This window comes from Dysosmobacter acutus (assembly GCF_018919205.1).
Taxonomy (GTDB): Bacteria; Bacillota; Clostridia; order Oscillospirales; family Oscillospiraceae; genus Oscillibacter; species Oscillibacter acutus.
Genome location: NZ_JAHLQN010000001.1, coordinates 1,328,522 through 1,345,337, shown reverse-complemented (window position 1 = coordinate 1,345,337; position 16,816 = coordinate 1,328,522). Strand labels below are relative to the sequence as shown.

Sequence of the window (16,816 nt, the reverse complement as noted above, 5' to 3'; positions counted from 1 at the left end):
GGAGGTAACATGGAAGATTACATTGTGGAAATGCGCCACATCACAAAGCGCTTTCCGGGCATTGTCGCCAACGACGACGTAACGATCCAGGTCAAGCGCGGCGAGGTCTACGCGCTCTTGGGAGAAAACGGCGCCGGCAAATCCACGCTGATGAGCATGCTGTTCGGCATGTATGAGCCGGACATCGGGGAGATTTACATTCAGGGGGAGAAGGTCAAATTCCGCTCCTCCAACGACGCCACCGCCCACAACATCGGCATGGTGCATCAGCACTTCAAACTGGTGGATAATTATACCGTGGCCGAGAACATCGTCCTGGGTGTGGAACCCATGAAAAAGCTGTTTGGCGTCCTCCCCTGCGTGGACATCAAGACCGCCAACCGTGAGATTGCGGAACTGTCCAAAAAGTTCGGCCTGGAGGTCAACCCCACCGACAAGATCGAGGACATCCCCGTCTCCGTCCGCCAGCGTGTGGAAATCCTGAAGATGCTCTACCGCAAGGCGGAAATCCTGATTTTCGACGAGCCCACCGCCGTCCTGACCCCTCAGGAGATCGAATTTCTTCTGAAAATCATCGACGAACTGCGCAAGGGCGGCAAAACCATCATCCTCATCACCCATAAGATCGAGGAGATCAAAAAGATTGCGGACCGCTGCGCCATCTTGTACCGCGGCAAATTGGTGAACGTGCTGGACGTGAAGAACACCTCTTCCCAGGATATGGCCAACATGATGGTGGGCCGCCAGGTGGACTTCAACCCTGCCAAGAAGCCTGCCGACTACCGGGGCACCGTGCTGGAGGTCAAAAACCTCACCGTCCGCAACGCCAACAAGTTTGACGTGGTGAAGGATGTCTCCTTCCAGATCCGCGCCGGCGAGGTCTTTGCCATTGCAGGCGTCTCCGGCAACGGGCAGGTGGAGGTGGCCGACGCCATCGCCGGGCTGACAAAGGCCCACAGCGGCTCCATCACCCTTGGAGGCAAGGACATCACCGCACTCTCCATCCGCCAGCGGACGGAGGCCGGCATCTCCTACATCCCTGAGGACCGGCAGGGCGTGGGCGTGTTCCTGGACTTCAACCTGGGGGACAACCTGGCCCTTCGGAAGTACTACAAAGCACCCTTTTCCAAAAACGGCATTTTACAGTTCAATGAATTTGAGAAGAACGCCAACGAACTGATCGACCGCTACGACATCCGTTGCGGCCAGGGACGCAAGACCTCCCTGCGCTCCATGAGCGGCGGCAATCAGCAAAAGGCGATTATCGCCCGTGAGATTGAGGAGCACGCCAAGCTCATCATCTTTGTCCAGCCCACCCGCGGACTGGACATCGGCGCCATTGAAAACATCCACCGTCAGATTTTAGAAGAGCGGGACAAGGGCACCGCCATTTTGCTCATCTCCCTGGAGTTGGACGAGATCATGGAGCTTGCCGACACCATCGGCGTCATCTACAACGGCCAGCTTCTGAAAATTGCCGACGCCTCTACATTGACCTCTCACGATGTGGGCAAATACATGATGGGGGTGAAGGAAGCATGAAAAAGAAAAACCGGCTCGCGTCCATCCTGGACAGCGAAAAATGGTCCTCCATCAGCGTCCCCATCCTCAGCATTCTCCTGAGCCTGATCTGCGCCAGCGTCATCCTTCTGGTGATGGGCAAAAATCCCCTGGTGGCCTTTCTCAGCTTTCTCCAGGGCTCCGGCTTCCTGCCCAAGTTAAGCTACGGCGGCGGCAGCGGCATGCTGACCGACCTCTTCACCTTCCTGAACATCCTGGCTCCCATGTTGCTGGCCTCCCTGGGCTTCATCGTGGGCTTCAAGGCGGGGCTGTTCAACATCGGAATCGCCGGACAGATGCTGGCCTCTGGCTTCCTGGCCACCGCTCTCATCGGCTACAGCGGCCTGGACGCCTACCTGGCCAAGCCCCTGGTGATCCTGGTGGGCATTGTGGCCGGCGGCGCGCTGGGCGCGTTCGTGGGCTTTTTGAAGTACAAGTTCAACATCCACGAGGTGGTCTCCACCGTGATGCTGAACTATATCATCAGCTATCTCACCGGCTTTTTTATCAACGGGTACTATGCGGATATGCTGACCCGTTCCATGCGGATCTGCTCCGATGCCTCCCGTCTCACCTGGATGAACGTCCAGATCGGCGGCGTCAAGTGCAACGTGCCCCTGGGCATCGTGCTGGCCATCGCCGCGGCCTTTCTGGTCAAGTTTATTTTTGACAAGACCGTGTTCGGCTTTGAGCTGAAGGCCGTAGGCATCAACGCCAGATGCGCCCGGTACGCCGGTATCAAGGTGGGACGGCGCATCGTCATCTCCCTGATGCTCTCCGGCATGCTGGCGGGCCTTGCTGGCGTGACCTACTACTGCGGCTATTACAACACCATCGTGCCCAAAACCCTGGCCAGCATGGGTTACGATGCCATCGCCGTGGCGTTGTTGGGCAACTCCAGCCCCATCGGCTCCATCTTCGCGGCCATCCTGATCACCATTTTCCAAAACGGAAGCAACTACATGAGCTCCACCTTAGGCGTGGCCAAGGAAGTCGCCTCCATGATCACCGGAATTTTGCTGCTCTTCTCCGCCTGCGGCGGGTACTTCCGCTTTATGGCCCATCGCCGCCTGGAGCGGGCAGTGGACGAGGCCGCCATTGCCGCCAAGGCCGCCCAGCTTCAGGAGGAGCAGGCCCCCGCTTCCGACGGATCCGCAGCGCCCGGGGAGAATCCGCCGGGCGGGGATTCGGAGGATCCCGGAAAGGAGGCAAGCAGGAATGGATAAAGTATTTATTGACGGCCTCTCCTTTGCCGCTCCCCTGTTCGTCATGGCCATGGGCGGCATCTACTCGGAAAAAAGCGGCATCACCAACCTGGCCGTTGAGGGCTTCCAGGGCTTCGGCGCCTTTGTGGGCGCGCTGATCGCCGTTCTCCTCATGCCCATCCTCGGCGACGGCTCCCAGGGTGTGATCTACATCGCCATGCTGGCCGCCTTCATTGGCGGCGGGCTCTATGCCTGCATCCACGCATTGCTGTGCATCAAGTTCCGGGCCAATCAGGTCATCAGCGGCGTGGTGGTCAACATCCTGGCCGTGGCCCTGACCACCTTCCTCACCAGCACAGTGAACAAGGCCCTCACCGGCGGACAGTCCTCCAACAAGTTCATCCTTGGCGTGTCCGACCGCTTCACCATCCCCGTGCTCAGCGACATCCCCGTCCTTGGCGCCCTGTTCCAGAACATGTATCCCTTTGAGTTTGTTATCCTGGGCCTGGCCATCCTGGCCTGGTACCTGATGTACAAGACCCGCTTCGGCATGCATCTCAGGGCCTGCGGTGAGAACCCTCAGGCCGTTGACGCCGCAGGCGGCAACGTGGGCCGCACCCGCTTTCTCGCGGTGATGATCTCCGGCGCCCTCTCCGGCGTGGGCGGCATCTGCTACGCCTACTCCATTTCCGCCAACTTCTCCCCCAACATCTATATGGGCTACGGCTACCTTGCCATCGCGGCCATGATCTTCGGCAACTGGAACATCCTGCCCACAGCCGCAGTCTGTCTGTTCTTCGGCCTGGCCAAGTCCGGCGGATACCAGCTGTGCCTGAGCATGGGCCTCTCCAGCAACTATTCCGACCTGTTCATGATGCTGCCATACATCCTGACACTGATCCTGCTGACCTTCTTCTCCAAGAAGAACCACCCGCCCAAGGCAGCAGGCGAGGTCTACGACAAGGGCAAGCGGTAAGGAGGCATTTATGCGAGCAGCCATCATCGGCACCGGCGGCATCGCCCACACCCACGCGCAGTCCATCCGTTCCCTGGGCCATTCAGTCTCCCTGGTGGTGGGCCACACCCTTCCCTCCGCCCAGCGGTTTGCCGGTGAATACGGCTGCGAATGCTTTACCGACACGCTGACGGAGGAGCAGCTCAAAAAGGTGGACTGCGTCCACGTCTGCGCCCCGCCGGAGCGTCACTACGAACTGGTGAAGCTGTGCCTTGAATCGGGCAAGCACGTGCTGTGCGAAAAGCCCCTGTCCCTGCGCTATGAGGACGCCAAAGAGCTCTCAGCCCTGGCTGAGGCCAAGGGCGTGGTGGCCGCGGTGGACTTCAACAACCGGTTTTATCCCACCTGTACCCAGGTCCGCGGCCTGGTGGCGGAGATGGGCGATCCGGTCCTGATCCACGGCCACTACCAGCAGGAGTTCAACATCCTCCCCTGCCCCTACTCCTGGCGCTACCGGGAGGCCACCCGGGCCACCTCGGAAATCGGCTCCCATTTCATCGACCTGATGCGCTATCTCACCGGCCTGGAGGTGGAGGCTGTCAGCGCCGTGTTCCAGACCCTCCAGCCTGAGGGCCGGGTCCGGGACGGCCTCTTCTACCCCGACGGGGAGGGAGAGGCGGTCACCGTCTCCAACGAGGACACGGCCGTGGTCACCTTCCGCCTGAGCGGTGGGGCCGTGGCCAGCGCGGTGTTCTCCGAAATCTCCCCGGGCCGCAGCAACGATCTGTCCCTGGAAATTCTCTCCGCCTCCCGGTCCGTCTCCTGGTGCAGCGAATCACCTTATCAGGTGGTCACCGGCGAGAAGGCAAAGGGGCTCACCTGCCGGACCAGCGCCTTTGGCGGCGGCTTTACCGACACATTCACCGACTGCTTCCGCGCCTTCTATTGCGCGGTGGAAACCGGCCTGCGGGACCCCAGGCTGGCCACCTTCCGGGACGGCGCCGTCAACACCCTGATCTGCAGCTGTATCGCGCAGAGCGCCCACAACGGCGGCACGTTCGTCCCTGTGCGGGAATAATCAAAAAGCTCCGTGTTCAAAAGAACACGGAGCTTTTTTCTGGAACAGTCGACCGCGAATCTCGGGCCAAGCAGCCGCACCCATAAAACTGTACGCCATCCACGTCATGATCTCTTACCGCTCCAGCCGCCTGGAGAGCTTCAGCAGCTTCCCGCCCATGGGCAGCTCCAGCAGCTGCCGGTCCGCAAAGCAGTGCAGCCGCAGCAGGAGAAAGCCGTATGCGGCCACGGACAATGCAATCGCCGCTATCAGCGTCAGGACCCGCGGGCACCCGATCAGGCGCAGCAGCGTGCTGCTGCCCCAGGTGACCACACCCATGGCCAGCGCCGAAACAAAGGGCACGGCAAAGGTGCGGCCGGGCTTGAAGCGGTAGCGCAGCGCCCGGCTCAGCGCCCGGCAGTTGAGGACCGACACCAGCAGCGGGAAGGTGACGTTGCCCACGATCAGCGCGTATACGCCCCAATTGGTAAAGCGCAGCAGCAGATAGACCAGCGCCGCGTGGATCACAAGGGAGACCGCGCAGTGACGCACCGGCAGTCCCATGTAGTCGCTGGCCTGGAGAATGGCCGTGGTGATGGTGGAGAGGGCATAAAACACCGCCGCCAAGGAGCCGGCCTGAAGCAGGTGGGCCGCCAAGGCCTCCTTCTCCCCCAAACTGGTGAACAGCAATTCCATAATAGGTCTGGCCAGCACTGCCAGCCCTACCGCGGATGGGATGGCAATGGCCATGTTCAGCTTCAGCACCGCCGTGATCTTGCGGTGGGACTCCCTCCTGTCCCGTCGCACCGAGGCGCTGACAATGCCGGGCACGGTGGAGGCCGCCATGGCGCTGGCAATGGACACCGGCAGGTTCACCATCTGGTTGTACTGGGTGTTGAATACCCCCTGCAGCGCCTGGTACTCCTCCTTCAAAAACCCTTTCGACGCCATCACGTTGGCAAAGATGAGGTCGTCCAAAGTATACCCGATCTGATAGATGGTCTGACTCAAGACCACGGGGATCACCGTCAGAATCAGTGCACGGTAGATAAGGGCGTGGTCCTCCGTCGGGGCGCCCTCCAGTCCCTCCGGCTCCCGGCTTCGGAAAAACAGCGTCACCACAAAGGCCAGGCCCACCGCGGCTCCGGCCAAAGTGCCGATGGTGCCGCCGGCGGCGCCGTAGGCGTCCACCGCGCTGTCGTCAGCGAAAATCCGTGTCAGCTGCCACGCCGCCAGCACACTGACCACGGCGTTGACGATCTGCTCCATCACCTGGGAAACGGCGGTGGGCACCATGTTGCCGTGGCCCTGGAACCAGCCCCGGAAGGTGCCTAAGAAGGCCACCACAAAGGTGGTGGGCGAAAGAACCCGCAGCGGCCTGGCCAGTCCCGGTTCCTTGTAGATGCCCTCCAGGGCGTCCGCGCCGAACCACAGCACCAGCGCCGCCACACCGCCCACAGCGGCGGCAAAGAGCAGTGTGTCCCAGAAGGCCCTGCGGGCGTTTTTCGCCTCATTTTTGGCAAGGCGGGAGGAGACCAGCTTGGAGACCGCCAGAGGCATGCTCAGCGAGGAGAGGGTCAGGGCGATGTTGTAGATGCCAAAGGCCACGGAGTAGATGCCGTTTCCCACATTGCCCAACAGGTTTGCCATGGGGATCCGGTAGGCAAAACCGATGAGCTTGGTCAGGATTCCCGCAAAGGCCAGAATACTCCCCTGAAGCAGCATTCTGCGCTCACTTGACATCTCTCCACCTCCTTTTGTGACAACTTATTTTAAGGCCCCCGCCGGGGAAAGTCAAGGCAGATAAAAAGGGCGGCGTCTTTCCAGTCCGCCGCCCCGCCTGTTCAATTCTCTCACTGTCTCCGCCCGCGCAGCAGCAAGCCCACAAGCATAAAGGCGGTGAACATCATCAAATAGTAAAGCACTCTCACCCCGTGGGCGGCAAAGGCCGCGTACACCATGAACAGGCAGCTGAGCACTCCCAGCGCCGGCATGAGGAAGCGCTTGAAGGCATTGAGCTCCGTTTCCTTCCGCATCATCTGGATAAAAATAGGAATATACATGGCGTAGAGCGTGACAATGGGCAGCTCCGCGGAGTCAAAGCCAAAGGCTCCGAACCACCTTGGCTCCGCCAGATTGGCGCCGTAGAAAAACATCAGCCAGAAGGCGGAGTAGAGCAGCGCCATGGTGGCGGAGTTGGAGGGCATGTTGGTGGCCTGGTCCACTTTTTCAAATACATCGGGCCTGGGACCCCAGTTCCGTGCGCCCAGGGCATAGCTTGCCCGGCAGCAGGCCAGCATCAGACCGTTCAGCGTGCCAAGGCAGGAGATGACGATCAGCACAAAGACCAGCGTTCCCGCCACAGGACCAAAGGTGCGCTGGAAGGCCATCTTGGCGGCGGTCTCTCCGCTGGCCATCAGCTCCTCCGTGGTGACGGCCCCGCCCAGGCCGATATAGTAAAAGAGATAGGTGGCCACCACGATGCAGGCGCCGATCACCAGCGCCCGTGGAAGATTGCGTCTGGCATCCTTCAGCTCGGCATTGATGGAGGTGGCCAATATCCAGCCCTCATAGGCAAAGGCCACCGCCACCACAGAGGCCATCAGTCCGGCGCCCGTATCCACGGTGGCGGATGCAGCGGCGGTAAAATTCTCACGCAGCCGTCCGTTGGCAAGTCCCATCACCGTACCCACCACCGCCATCAGCACCAGAGGCACCATCTTGGCCACGGTGGCGGACACCTGGAACTTCCCCGCCAGCCGGGGCGACAGGGCGTTGATCGCATAATCGGCGCAGAGGAAAAAACAGGCGATGACCATGCAGGAGCCGCCCGTGATATCCCATCCTAACAGCACGCACAGATACCGGGCGGAGACCCAGGCCAGAACAGACACCAGTCCCGGCACGTACACGGAGGCCGCGAACCAGCCCATGGCGTAGGCATAGTTCTGTCCCATGGTGACCTCCGCATAATCCACCAGACCGCTGACCCGCTCATAGCGGGTGGCCAGCGTGGCAAACACATAGGAACAGATCATCATAATAGCGCCGACGATCAGCCACGCGGCAATGCCCAGCGGCATGTTCCCTCCCGTGGCGTTGAGCACCGCCTCGGCCTTGAAGAATACGCCGGAGCCAATGACAATTCCCACCACCATACAGATTGCCGTTGGCAGCCCGTATCGCTTTTGTAACTCCATATCTCTTTTCTCCCTTTTTCGATTCTCTGTCTGCGGCAAAAGCTATGATAGTATACCACTGTTCTATTTTCTGCACAAGATTGTTCTCTATCGCTTTTTTCCACCTGGCATTTATACCCAAGCAAGAAAAGACGGCGGATTCATCCGCCGTCTTTTTTCTCTATTCCAGGCCCAGGCCCTGCAAAAGGTCCTGCACCCCCTGTGGGGAATCGCCCATCTCCTTGAGGGAACCGTAGGCTCTTCCGGTGGCCTCCCGCACCTGGTCAAGCACCCCCTCGTCATAGGTGTACTCTGCTTGGCGGAGAGCACCGTTCTCCGCCGGATAGGTCCAGCGCACCTGGTCCAAGTTTCCGATCAGCGCGATCAGCACCGGAGCATAGCGGCCCATCGCCCCGTCCATCGTCTCCGGGTCCTGCGGCGATTGACGGAAGTTTATCTGCATCCCGTAAGGCTGTTTGGAAGTTTCCAGCTCAATGGAAAAGTCCCCCAATTCATCTCCAAGCCTCAGGGCAAACAGCACATCCACACAGCCCGGCGCATCCCCCACATAGGGGGTGGCGGCGTCGAACAGCCGATAGGCCCAGGCGGACGCGCCAAGCTGCTCCAGGGCATCGTCTATCGGCTTGGTGGAGGTAATGAGCCGCAGCGCCGCCACAACACCGTTGTCCTTAAGCTCCTCCGGCCCGCCCGCGTCCAGGTCCCCCGGTCCGATGGGCCGCAGCCCCTTTGCGGCGTCCTCCGCCAGACTGATCAGGTAGATCGTACAGCTGCCGTCCGATGGCAAATCCACCTTCCCGGAACTGCTGCTCAGCGTCTTGGCGATCATGGCGTGATAGTCCCGCTCAGGAATGTGGGAAGGCAGGCAGGCCACCACAGAGCCGTCCTTTTGCAGCCAGTTCAGCTGCGGCCAGTTCTCCATCTCGTATCCGATCTCCAATGTTCCTTGATCGGGTCTTTGTCCGATGGTGAAGTCTGTTGTTGAGAGAATTTGCCCGGAGATCAACTCTCCGTCATCATAGACCTCCTCATAGAGGAACATGGACCACACATCCCGGTTTACGGAATAGGAGAATTTGGTCATGCCGGAACCATCGGTGGTCTCTGTTTCTCCACCCCGGATCCATCCCGCTCCTGCGTTCCCATTGCCAAGGCACACTATGATGGCAAAAACACATATTATAATAGCCAAAAATGCCACTCTTGGCGTCTCTTTCTTCCATCGGAGCACATTTTTGATCCGCTTTTTGGCGTCTCCCTCCCCAAAGGTCAGCAGGCCCGCGGCCGGGATGCGCCGGGTCGTGGCAAAGGAGACCAGAGACATGCTGTACCCCTTTTTGATTTCGTCGCCCATCCTCCCCAGCACCGCTTCGTCGCAGCTCATCTCCATGTCCCGGTTCATCAGATAGTAGCACACCCATACCAGGGGGTTCATCCAATACACAGATGCCACCAGGTAGGCGATCATCCGCACCAGATGGTCGGCGCGCCGGATGTGGCAGCGCTCGTGGCTGAGCACATAGCTCCGCTCCTCCCCGGTCAGGCGGAAGGGAATGTAGATTCTGGGCCGGATCAGACCCATGACAAAAGGCGTGGTCAAAACGTCGCTCTCATACACATTGCCCTCCAGGCGCACCGCCGTGGCCATGCGCCGCCTGAGCCCTGCATAGACGATCAGGCCGCGCACTGCCAGTGCGCAGACGCCAGCGGCCCATGCCAATGCCAGCCACGCGCTCCAGTCCGGAACAGCGGCGGTGGAAACCGCCGCCTCCTTCAGGGTCTGGGCCCCTCCGGTCATCACCGGGACCAGGCCGTAGTCCACCCGGGACACACCGGCGGCCACCCGCTCCGTAGTCGCCGGAAGAGCCTGGGGCAGCAGAGCCGTCACGCCGGCCTCCTGTCCCAACACGCCGGTGAGCGCCACGGGACACACCAGCCGGAATCCCACCGCCAGCCACAGCGCATAGCTGTACTTTTTCGGCGCGCGGCAAAGCCCCAGCCGCAGCGCTGCCACGATCAGGATCACCGGCACCGCCGTCAGGCTCATCTGAATGAGCTCGCCGAACAGGGCAGTTAAAACGCTCACCGCTCTCCCTCCTTATGGGCGTCAATAAGGCGCTTGAGCTCCTCCGCCTCCTGAGCGCTGAGTGTCTTCCCGCTCATAAAGGCGCTGAAAAAGGAGGGCAGGGAGCCGCCGAAGGCCCGCTCCACAAAGGCGTCGGACTCCACAGCCTGCACCTGCTCCCTTGGAACCAGCACGGTGACGGTGGCGGCCTCATTGCGCACCAGCCCTTTTTCACAGAGCTTTTTCAGCGTGGTGTAGGTGGTGGACTTCTTCCACCCCAACTCCTCACGGCAAAGCTCCACCAGGCGGCCCGAGCCAACCGGGGCGCTGTCCCACACCACCTGCATAAACCGGTATTCGCTGTCACATAGCTTCTCCATAGGCACCTCCTTGGTCTATAACCATCGACCTATATTGAGTCTATAACAATAGACCTCCTTTGTCAAGCCCTTATCTTTTCGTTGCATCTTTTCCGCGCCTGCTTTACAATGGGGAAAAGGAGTTGATTGCATGCGCGTTGCTTTGATTCAGTTGGCCGGAGGCAGCGGCGATAAAAAAGCCGACATTGCCCTGGCCCGTGAAAAAATCCGGGAGGCCGCCGCTCAGGGAGCGGACATTGCCGTACTGCCGGAGATGTTCTGCTGCCCCTATGAAACTTCCGCCTTCCGATCCTATGGCGAGGCGGAGGGCGGCGAGGCTCAGGCTGCCCTGTCCGCCCTCTCAAAGGAGCTGGGGCTCTATATTGTGGGCGGCTCTGTGCCTGAGTTGGAGGGAGATCGGGTTTACAACACCTCCTATGTCTACGGCCGGGATGGAGTCCGGCTGGCCAAGCACCGGAAGGTCCACCTCTTCGACATCGACGTGGAGGGCGGCCAGCGGTTTATGGAGTCAGACACCCTGAGCCCCGGAGACCAAATTACCACCTTCGAGACCGAGTTTGGCACCATGGGGCTTTGCATCTGCTTTGATTTCCGGTTCGAGGAGCAGGCCCGGCTGATGGCCCTGCGGGGCGCAAAGGTGCTGTTTGTCCCCGCGGCCTTCAACATGACCACCGGCCCAGCCCACTGGGAGCTGATGTTCCGCCAGCGCTCCGTGGACAACCAGTGCTTTACCGTGGGCGTCTCCCCTGCCCGGAACGAATCCGCCTCCTATGTGGCCTACGGCAATTCCATGGCCGTGGACCCCTGGGGCACGGTCCTCACCCGCTGCGGAGGTGAGCCCTGCATCCAGTACGCGGACCTGGATTTGTCCCGCGCGGATTTCATCCGCCGCCAGCTGCCCATTCTCTCTGCCCGCCGAACGGACCTCTACGAGATCAAAGAGGTATGAGCGGCGTATTTGAACAGGTCTGGGCCCTTGTGCGGCAGATACCGCCTGGCAGGGTCACCACCTACGGCCAGCTGGCTCAACTTATCGGCCGGCCCCGGGGTGCCCGGCTGGTGGGCTACGCCATGAGCGCCTGTCCCTCCGGCTCCAGTGTGCCCTGCCACCGGGTGGTGAACCGCTTTGGCGGCACCACCACTGCCTTTGATACGCTTGCCCCCGGCACCCAGCGTGCCCTGTTGGAGGCGGAAGGAGTGGCCTTTACGCCGGAGGGTTGTGTGGACCTCTCCCGACACCTCTGGCAGCCCCCGGGCCGGTAGATGCGGCCTTTGGGAAAAAAGAGCGGCGTCACCGGATACTACCGGTGACGCCGTTTCGCAGTTATAGTTCGTAGTCCACTGCCACCCGGTCCTCCCGGATGGACTTGCAGAGGCTGGAAACCGCCACGTGGCGGGGGTCCTTCTTATACATCGCCAGGTCCTCCAGGCTCTCAAACTCCGACACCAGCACGGCGTCGTAGTTGCCCTCTCCCACGTTGACGGCCACCTCGCTCTTTTTGAGCTGCGGGATCACGCCCTGTAAGCTTCTCAGCCCCTCCAAAAATTGAGACTGCTCCGCCGCTGTTCCGGGTCGGAATTTCCACATTACAATATGCCGAATCATCTTTCATCCTCCTTATGAAAAAAGGCGCCGCGGGAATGTCCCGCGGCGTCCTGTTTTGATTACTTGCGGGCGTTATATGCCTGAATGCCCAGAGCCAGCAGGTCCATGGCCCGCTCCAGGTCGGCCTGCTTGAGCACATAGGCAATGCGGATCTCGTCCTTGCCCTTGCCCGGTGTGCCGTAGAACCCTTCGCCGGGGGCGAACATCACCGTGTCGCCATGGTCCTCAAACTCCTCCAGCAGCCAGGTCTGGAAGGCATCCGCGTCATCCACCGGCAGCTTGGCCATGATGTAGAAGGCGCCCTCCGGGCATTTGCACACCACGCCGGGGATATCCGCCAGTTTACGCATCACCGTATCCCGGCGCAGCTTGTACTCCTCACGGACCTTGGCGAAGTAGTCCGGTCCCACAGAATAGAGCGCGGCGGCGCCCACCTGATCCAGCGTGGCGGAGCAAAGGCGCCCCTGGCACCACTTCATGGCCTGCGCCATCAAATCCTTGTTGCGGGACACCAGCACGCCGATTCGGGCGCCGCAGGCGGAGAACCGCTTGGACACAGAGTCCACCACCACAACATTTTCCGCCGCGTCGTCGAATTCCGCAAGGCTTGCCAGGCTCTGACCGGCGTAGACGAACTCACGGTACACCTCGTCGCCGATGACAAAGAGGTCGTGGGCCTTGGCCACATCCACGATCATGCGCATCTCGTCGCGGCTGAGCACCACGCCGGTGGGGTTGCCGGGGTTTGTCACCATGATGGCGCGGGTGTGCTCATTGATGAGGGACTCGATCTTCTCCCGGTCGGCGTAGTGGTATCCCTCTTCCGCAGTGGTGGGGATGGGACGGATGGAGGCCCCGGTCACCTTGACAAAGGTGTTGTAATTGGGATAGAAGGGCTCGGGAATCAGAATCTCGTCTCCGTCGTCCAAAATGCAGGCCAGCACCATCTCCAGCGCCTCACTGCCGCCGGTGGTCGCCAAAATATCACCATTTTCCAGGGGAATATTCAGCTTTCCATAGTACTCCCGCACTGCGTCGATATACGCGGGCACGCCGGGGGAGGCGGCATAGGCCAGAACAGGCTGTTCAAAATTTTTCACAGCGTCAAAAAACGCCTTGGGCGTCTCAATATCAGGCTGGCCGATGTTCAGGTGATAGATATTGCGGCCCTTCTTCTCCGCCGCTACCGCATAGGGATGGAACTTACGCATTGGGGAGAGTCCGCATTTTAGGATTTTACTTGAAAATTTCATGGAAAAACCTCCTAATCGATTCTGCTTGCCACCTTTTTTATTGTAACACACTCTTTCCCCTTGTCAACTCATTTGGCCTTGTGCGGGCTGAATTTCGCCGCTTCCGCTCCCCTGGCGGGAAGGGCTGAGCGCATGCAAAAGGGGAGCGCCTTTTCCCAAGGCGCTCCCCTTTTATCACTCTTCCTCCCCGGCTTCCGGCCGCTCCGGCAATTCACCGCTGGAGCGCATCTGCATCTCCTGCCACTGGTCCTTAGTGACCAGCAGCTGGCGGGGCTTGGAGCCCTCGAACGGCCCCACAATCCCCCGCTCCTCCATCTGGTCCACCAGACGGGCGGCCCGGGAATAGCCTAACTTCAGCCGGCGCTGGAGCATGGAAACCGAGGCCTGTCCCGTCTCCAGAACCACGTCCACGGCGGCCGGCAGAAGCTCGTCGCCCTCTTCCTCGCCTCCGGCGGCGGACCCCGGGGCGGAGGCGGACCCCTTGCCGCCCTTTTCCCGCTCCTGCATGGATTCCTCGATCTTGCGAATCACATCCTGGTCATAGTCGGCGTCGCCGCTCTGCTTGACAAACTCCACCACCTGCTCGATCTCCTCCGGGGAGATAAAGCAGCCCTGGATGCGCTGGGGCTTTCCGGCGCCCAAGGGCGCGTAGAGCATGTCGCCCCGGCCAACCAGCTTCTCCGCGCCCTGGGTGTCCAGGATGATCCGGGACTCCAGAGAGGACGCCACGGCAAAGGCGATCCGGGAGGGGATGTTGGCCTTCATCAAGCCGGTGATCACATCGGCGGAGGGCCGCTGGGTGGCGATGACCAGGTGCATTCCGGCGGCACGGCCCATCTGGGCCACCCGGCAGATGGATTCCTCCACCTCCTTGGCCGCCACCAGCATCAAATCGGCCAACTCGTCGATCACCACCACCACCGTGGGCAGGGTTTTCAGGTCCTCACTTTTTCTTGCCAGGGCATTGTAGCCCGCCAGGTCCTTGATGCCGTGCTCTGAGAAGAGCTTATAGCGCTTCATCATCTCGAACACCGCCCACTGCAGCGCACCGGCGGCCTTCTTCGGGTCCGTCACCACCGGGATCAGCAGGTGGGGAATGCCGTTGTAGGGCGCCAGCTCCACCATCTTGGGGTCCACCATGATAAAGCGGACCTCGTCGGGCGTTGACTTGTAGAGCAGGCTCACGATCAGGGAGTTGGTGCACACGGACTTGCCGGAGCCCGTGGTGCCGGCGATCAGGACGTGGGGCAGCTTGGCGATGTTGCCCACGATGTTGTTGCCGCCGATGTCCTTGCCCACGGCAAAGGCCACGTTGGACTTGTGAACCACAAATTCCGACGACTCGATCACATCCCGGATCAGCACGCTGGACACCTGCTTGTTGGGCACCTCGATGCCCACCACGGAGATTTTGTCGGGGATGGGGGCGATGCGGACGCCGCTGGCGCCCAGGGCCAGGGCAATGTCGTCAGCCAGTCCGGTGAGCTTGGAGAGCTTGACGCCCTGATCCAAAACGAACTCATACCGGGTTACCGACGGGCCGTGGACCACATCCCCGGCCTTGGCCACCACGCCGAAGCTGCTGAGCGTCTCCGCCAGGCGGCGGGAATTGTTGCGCAGCTCAGCGCCCACTTCCGTGAAATTCTCCTCGTGATTCTGACGCAGCAGCGTGATGGGCGGGTATTGGTAGTCGCTCTTCTCCTCCGCCATCTGGCTGGCAATCTCCTGGGAGACCTCTTGGGTGGCGGCGGCCACCTCCTCCGAGGTCAGCTTCTTGCTCTCCGCCTTGGGCGGCGGCGCTGCGGCCTCCGGAGCAGGCGCCTCTGTCAGTCCCAATTCAGCCGGTTCCGGCGGCGGTGGGACGCTCTGCTTTTTCAGGGGCTCCGGAGGCAGCTCCTCGTCCTTTTGCAGCACCTGATCCGGGGTCTTGATCTGATCGGACTTATGGCGGAAAAATTCGGAGAAGGACGGGGGCTTCTTCTCCTGCTCTTCATCCAGGGGAATGTCGATGCTGGGCCGTCCCAACCGCTTGGGCCGTTCCCTGTCTGCCGGCCGGGCCGGCGGCTCCTCCTCCATCTCATATTCCAGGCGCTGACGGCTGCGGGCCTTTTCAATGACCGCCCCAACGCTCAGATGGAACGCAGCCAGAAGTAGCAGCACAAGCACCACCAAAAGCAAGACAATGGAGACGATTTTACTGAAAGCGGTGATGGAGAGCACTGCCATCATACCCGAGACGGCTCCGCCGCTTTTGAGCGCGGTGCCAGAGCTCCACAGTCCCTTCAAAAGTCCGGAGGCGGAGAGCTGATAGGCGGTGCGGCAAAAGAACATGTGGCCCAGCGCTCCCGTCACCAGCGGCACCAGCAGCGTGCAGACGGTGCGAAGCCGCACCGGACGGCCCCGGTGGGTCAGCAGCACCACTCCTGCCAGCCCCAGCGCGGGCGCGGCCAGGTAGTAGCCGTATCCAAAGAGGCCCCGGATCAGCTTTGCCATCCAGTCAAGCACAATGGCCTGCACATTGAAGTAGCTGACCAGCACGCACAGGCACAGCAGCAGGCAGACGCCTCCCCCCACCTCCCGGCGGACGGGGCGCCGCTCCGGCTGCTTTTTCTTTTTGGATGTATTGGATTTTGTTTTCCTTGTGGGCGTTGCCAATGGATCGTCCCCCCTGTGAAAAGTTGAAGCGGCGGTATGCGCCTATGTATCAGTGCAGAATGGTCAGCAGCAGGGTAATCGCACCCGCCGCCCAGCAGTAATAGGCAAAAAATCCGAACCGGCCCTTGTCCGCGATCATGCGGATCAGCCGGATGCAGAGATACCCTGAGACCGCGGCGGCCGCAATACCCACCAGATAAACCGGAACCTGGCTCCAGTCGATTCCCGCCTGGACCGCGTCCGCCATATCCAGGATATTGGCGCCCAGCACAGCGGGAATGGAGAGCAGGAAGGAAAAGCGAACGGCAAACCGCCGGTCAAAGCCCAAAAATGTACCGGCGCAGATGGTCATTCCGGAGCGGGAGATTCCGGGGCAGGTGGCAATGGCCTGACCAACGCCCACCAGGACGGCATCTGCCATGGTGGCGGTCTTCTCCGTCTTGCGCCCCCTTTTCACCCGGTCGCTCAAAAAGAGCAGCACGCCGGTGACCAGAAGGGCGCAGCCGATGAACGCCGTATTGTAGTAAAGGCCCTCCACCGCTTTCTTGATGGGCAGAATGACAAACAGCGGCAGCGTGCCCACAACGATCAGCAGGATCATCCGCCGGGCCGGCGGCGTGTGGGGCGTGGTACGGTGATGGATCAGGTCTCCGATGGCGGAGAAAAACTCCCGCACCATGTCCACAATATCGCTCCAGTACGCCACAAACACCGCCGCCAGGGTTCCCAGATGCAGCAGCACGTCAAAAAACACATGCTCCTCGCCCACCGCCTGGATACCAAGCAGATTCTGGGCAATGGAGAGATGTCCTGAACTGGAGACGGGAAGGAACTCTGCGATTCCCTGTATGAGCCCCAGCAATAACGATGAAAACAGCGACAA

14 protein-coding genes are annotated in these 16,816 nt (G+C 60.8%); 6 read left to right on the top strand and 8 right to left on the bottom strand.

Annotated features, from left to right (window positions below):
* Positions 1-9: 9 nt before the first annotated feature.
* From KQI82_RS06560 to KQI82_RS06545, 4 genes are read left to right on the top strand one after another with little or no spacing between them, the layout of a single operon-like run.
* Complete coding sequence (locus KQI82_RS06560; RefSeq protein ID WP_216632061.1) at positions 10-1,542, top strand: ABC transporter ATP-binding protein; 1,533 nt, start codon at positions 10-12, stop codon at positions 1,540-1,542.
* Positions 1,539-2,786: an ABC transporter permease gene (locus KQI82_RS06555; protein WP_216632060.1), complete on the top strand. Its 1,248-nt coding sequence runs from the start codon at positions 1,539-1,541 to the stop codon at positions 2,784-2,786. Before KQI82_RS06560 ends, KQI82_RS06555 begins: the two co-directional genes overlap by 4 nt.
* Positions 2,779-3,741 (top strand): ABC transporter permease, encoded by a 963-nt coding sequence (locus KQI82_RS06550; RefSeq protein ID WP_216632059.1) that lies wholly within the window; start codon positions 2,779-2,781, stop codon positions 3,739-3,741. Before KQI82_RS06555 ends, KQI82_RS06550 begins: the two co-directional genes overlap by 8 nt.
* 10 nt (positions 3,742-3,751) lie before the next feature.
* Positions 3,752-4,798, top strand: coding sequence for a Gfo/Idh/MocA family protein (locus KQI82_RS06545; protein WP_216632058.1), 1,047 nt, complete (start codon positions 3,752-3,754; stop codon positions 4,796-4,798).
* Positions 4,799-4,912: 114 nt separating this feature from the next.
* Here the strand turns inward: KQI82_RS06545 and KQI82_RS06540 are convergent, their stop codons facing one another.
* The 4 genes from KQI82_RS06540 to KQI82_RS06525 all read right to left on the bottom strand — a co-directional run bounded on the left by KQI82_RS06540 (position 4,913) and on the right by KQI82_RS06525 (position 10,419).
* Positions 4,913-6,520, bottom strand: a complete 1,608-nt coding sequence (locus KQI82_RS06540; RefSeq protein WP_216632057.1) for a putative polysaccharide biosynthesis protein — start codon at positions 6,518-6,520, stop codon at positions 4,913-4,915.
* 110 nt (positions 6,521-6,630) lie between these two features.
* On the bottom strand, positions 6,631-7,977 hold the full coding sequence (locus KQI82_RS06535; protein ID WP_216632056.1) for an APC family permease: 1,347 nt from the start codon (positions 7,975-7,977) through the stop codon (positions 6,631-6,633).
* 160 nt (positions 7,978-8,137) lie between these two features.
* Complete coding sequence (locus tag KQI82_RS06530) at positions 8,138-10,060, bottom strand: M56 family metallopeptidase (RefSeq protein ID WP_216632055.1); 1,923 nt, start codon at positions 10,058-10,060, stop codon at positions 8,138-8,140.
* Complete coding sequence (locus tag KQI82_RS06525) at positions 10,057-10,419, bottom strand: BlaI/MecI/CopY family transcriptional regulator (protein ID WP_216632054.1); 363 nt, start codon at positions 10,417-10,419, stop codon at positions 10,057-10,059. The genes KQI82_RS06530 and KQI82_RS06525 overlap by 4 nt, the downstream gene beginning before the upstream one ends.
* Positions 10,420-10,549: 130 nt before the next feature.
* Between KQI82_RS06525 and KQI82_RS06520 the strand changes: the two genes are divergently transcribed.
* Positions 10,550-11,368: a carbon-nitrogen hydrolase family protein gene (locus tag KQI82_RS06520; RefSeq protein ID WP_216632053.1), complete on the top strand. Its 819-nt coding sequence runs from the start codon at positions 10,550-10,552 to the stop codon at positions 11,366-11,368.
* Positions 11,365-11,682 (top strand): MGMT family protein, encoded by a 318-nt coding sequence (locus tag KQI82_RS06515; protein ID WP_216632052.1) that lies wholly within the window; start codon positions 11,365-11,367, stop codon positions 11,680-11,682. The genes KQI82_RS06520 and KQI82_RS06515 overlap by 4 nt, the downstream gene beginning before the upstream one ends.
* 61 nt (positions 11,683-11,743) lie before the next feature.
* On the opposite strand, the gene KQI82_RS06510 is transcribed toward KQI82_RS06515, so the two are convergent.
* The 4 genes from KQI82_RS06510 to KQI82_RS06495 form a co-directional block, all read right to left on the bottom strand.
* Positions 11,744-12,025, bottom strand: a complete 282-nt coding sequence (locus tag KQI82_RS06510; protein ID WP_216632051.1) for a Dabb family protein — start codon at positions 12,023-12,025, stop codon at positions 11,744-11,746.
* A gap of 59 nt (positions 12,026-12,084) precedes the next feature.
* Positions 12,085-13,278 (bottom strand): pyridoxal phosphate-dependent aminotransferase, encoded by a 1,194-nt coding sequence (locus KQI82_RS06505; protein WP_216632050.1) that lies wholly within the window; start codon positions 13,276-13,278, stop codon positions 12,085-12,087.
* Between the two features lie 174 nt (positions 13,279-13,452).
* Positions 13,453-15,933, bottom strand: a complete 2,481-nt coding sequence (locus tag KQI82_RS06500; RefSeq protein WP_216632049.1) for an FtsK/SpoIIIE family DNA translocase — start codon at positions 15,931-15,933, stop codon at positions 13,453-13,455.
* 49 nt (positions 15,934-15,982) lie between these two features.
* On the bottom strand, positions 15,983-16,816 hold the full coding sequence (locus tag KQI82_RS06495) for an undecaprenyl-diphosphate phosphatase (protein ID WP_216632048.1): 834 nt from the start codon (positions 16,814-16,816) through the stop codon (positions 15,983-15,985).

What these genes read in the sequence shown, in the direction of transcription:
- KQI82_RS06525 (WP_216632054.1), bottom strand. Translation starts at nt 10,419, where the DNA reads ATGGAGAAGCTATGTGACAGCGAATACCGGTTTATGCAGGTGGTGTGG.
- KQI82_RS06560 (WP_216632061.1), top strand. Translation starts at nt 10, where the DNA reads ATGGAAGATTACATTGTGGAAATGCGCCACATCACAAAGCGCTTTCCG.
- KQI82_RS06535 (WP_216632056.1), bottom strand. Translation starts at nt 7,977, where the DNA reads ATGGAGTTACAAAAGCGATACGGGCTGCCAACGGCAATCTGTATGGTG.
- KQI82_RS06515 (WP_216632052.1), top strand. Translation starts at nt 11,365, where the DNA reads ATGAGCGGCGTATTTGAACAGGTCTGGGCCCTTGTGCGGCAGATACCG.
- KQI82_RS06540 (WP_216632057.1), bottom strand. Translation starts at nt 6,520, where the DNA reads ATGTCAAGTGAGCGCAGAATGCTGCTTCAGGGGAGTATTCTGGCCTTT.
- KQI82_RS06510 (WP_216632051.1), bottom strand. Translation starts at nt 12,025, where the DNA reads ATGATTCGGCATATTGTAATGTGGAAATTCCGACCCGGAACAGCGGCG.
- KQI82_RS06505 (WP_216632050.1), bottom strand. Translation starts at nt 13,278, where the DNA reads ATGAAATTTTCAAGTAAAATCCTAAAATGCGGACTCTCCCCAATGCGT.
- KQI82_RS06545 (WP_216632058.1), top strand. Translation starts at nt 3,752, where the DNA reads ATGCGAGCAGCCATCATCGGCACCGGCGGCATCGCCCACACCCACGCG.
- KQI82_RS06520 (WP_216632053.1), top strand. Translation starts at nt 10,550, where the DNA reads ATGCGCGTTGCTTTGATTCAGTTGGCCGGAGGCAGCGGCGATAAAAAA.
- KQI82_RS06555 (WP_216632060.1), top strand. Translation starts at nt 1,539, where the DNA reads ATGAAAAAGAAAAACCGGCTCGCGTCCATCCTGGACAGCGAAAAATGG.
- KQI82_RS06550 (WP_216632059.1), top strand. Translation starts at nt 2,779, where the DNA reads ATGGATAAAGTATTTATTGACGGCCTCTCCTTTGCCGCTCCCCTGTTC.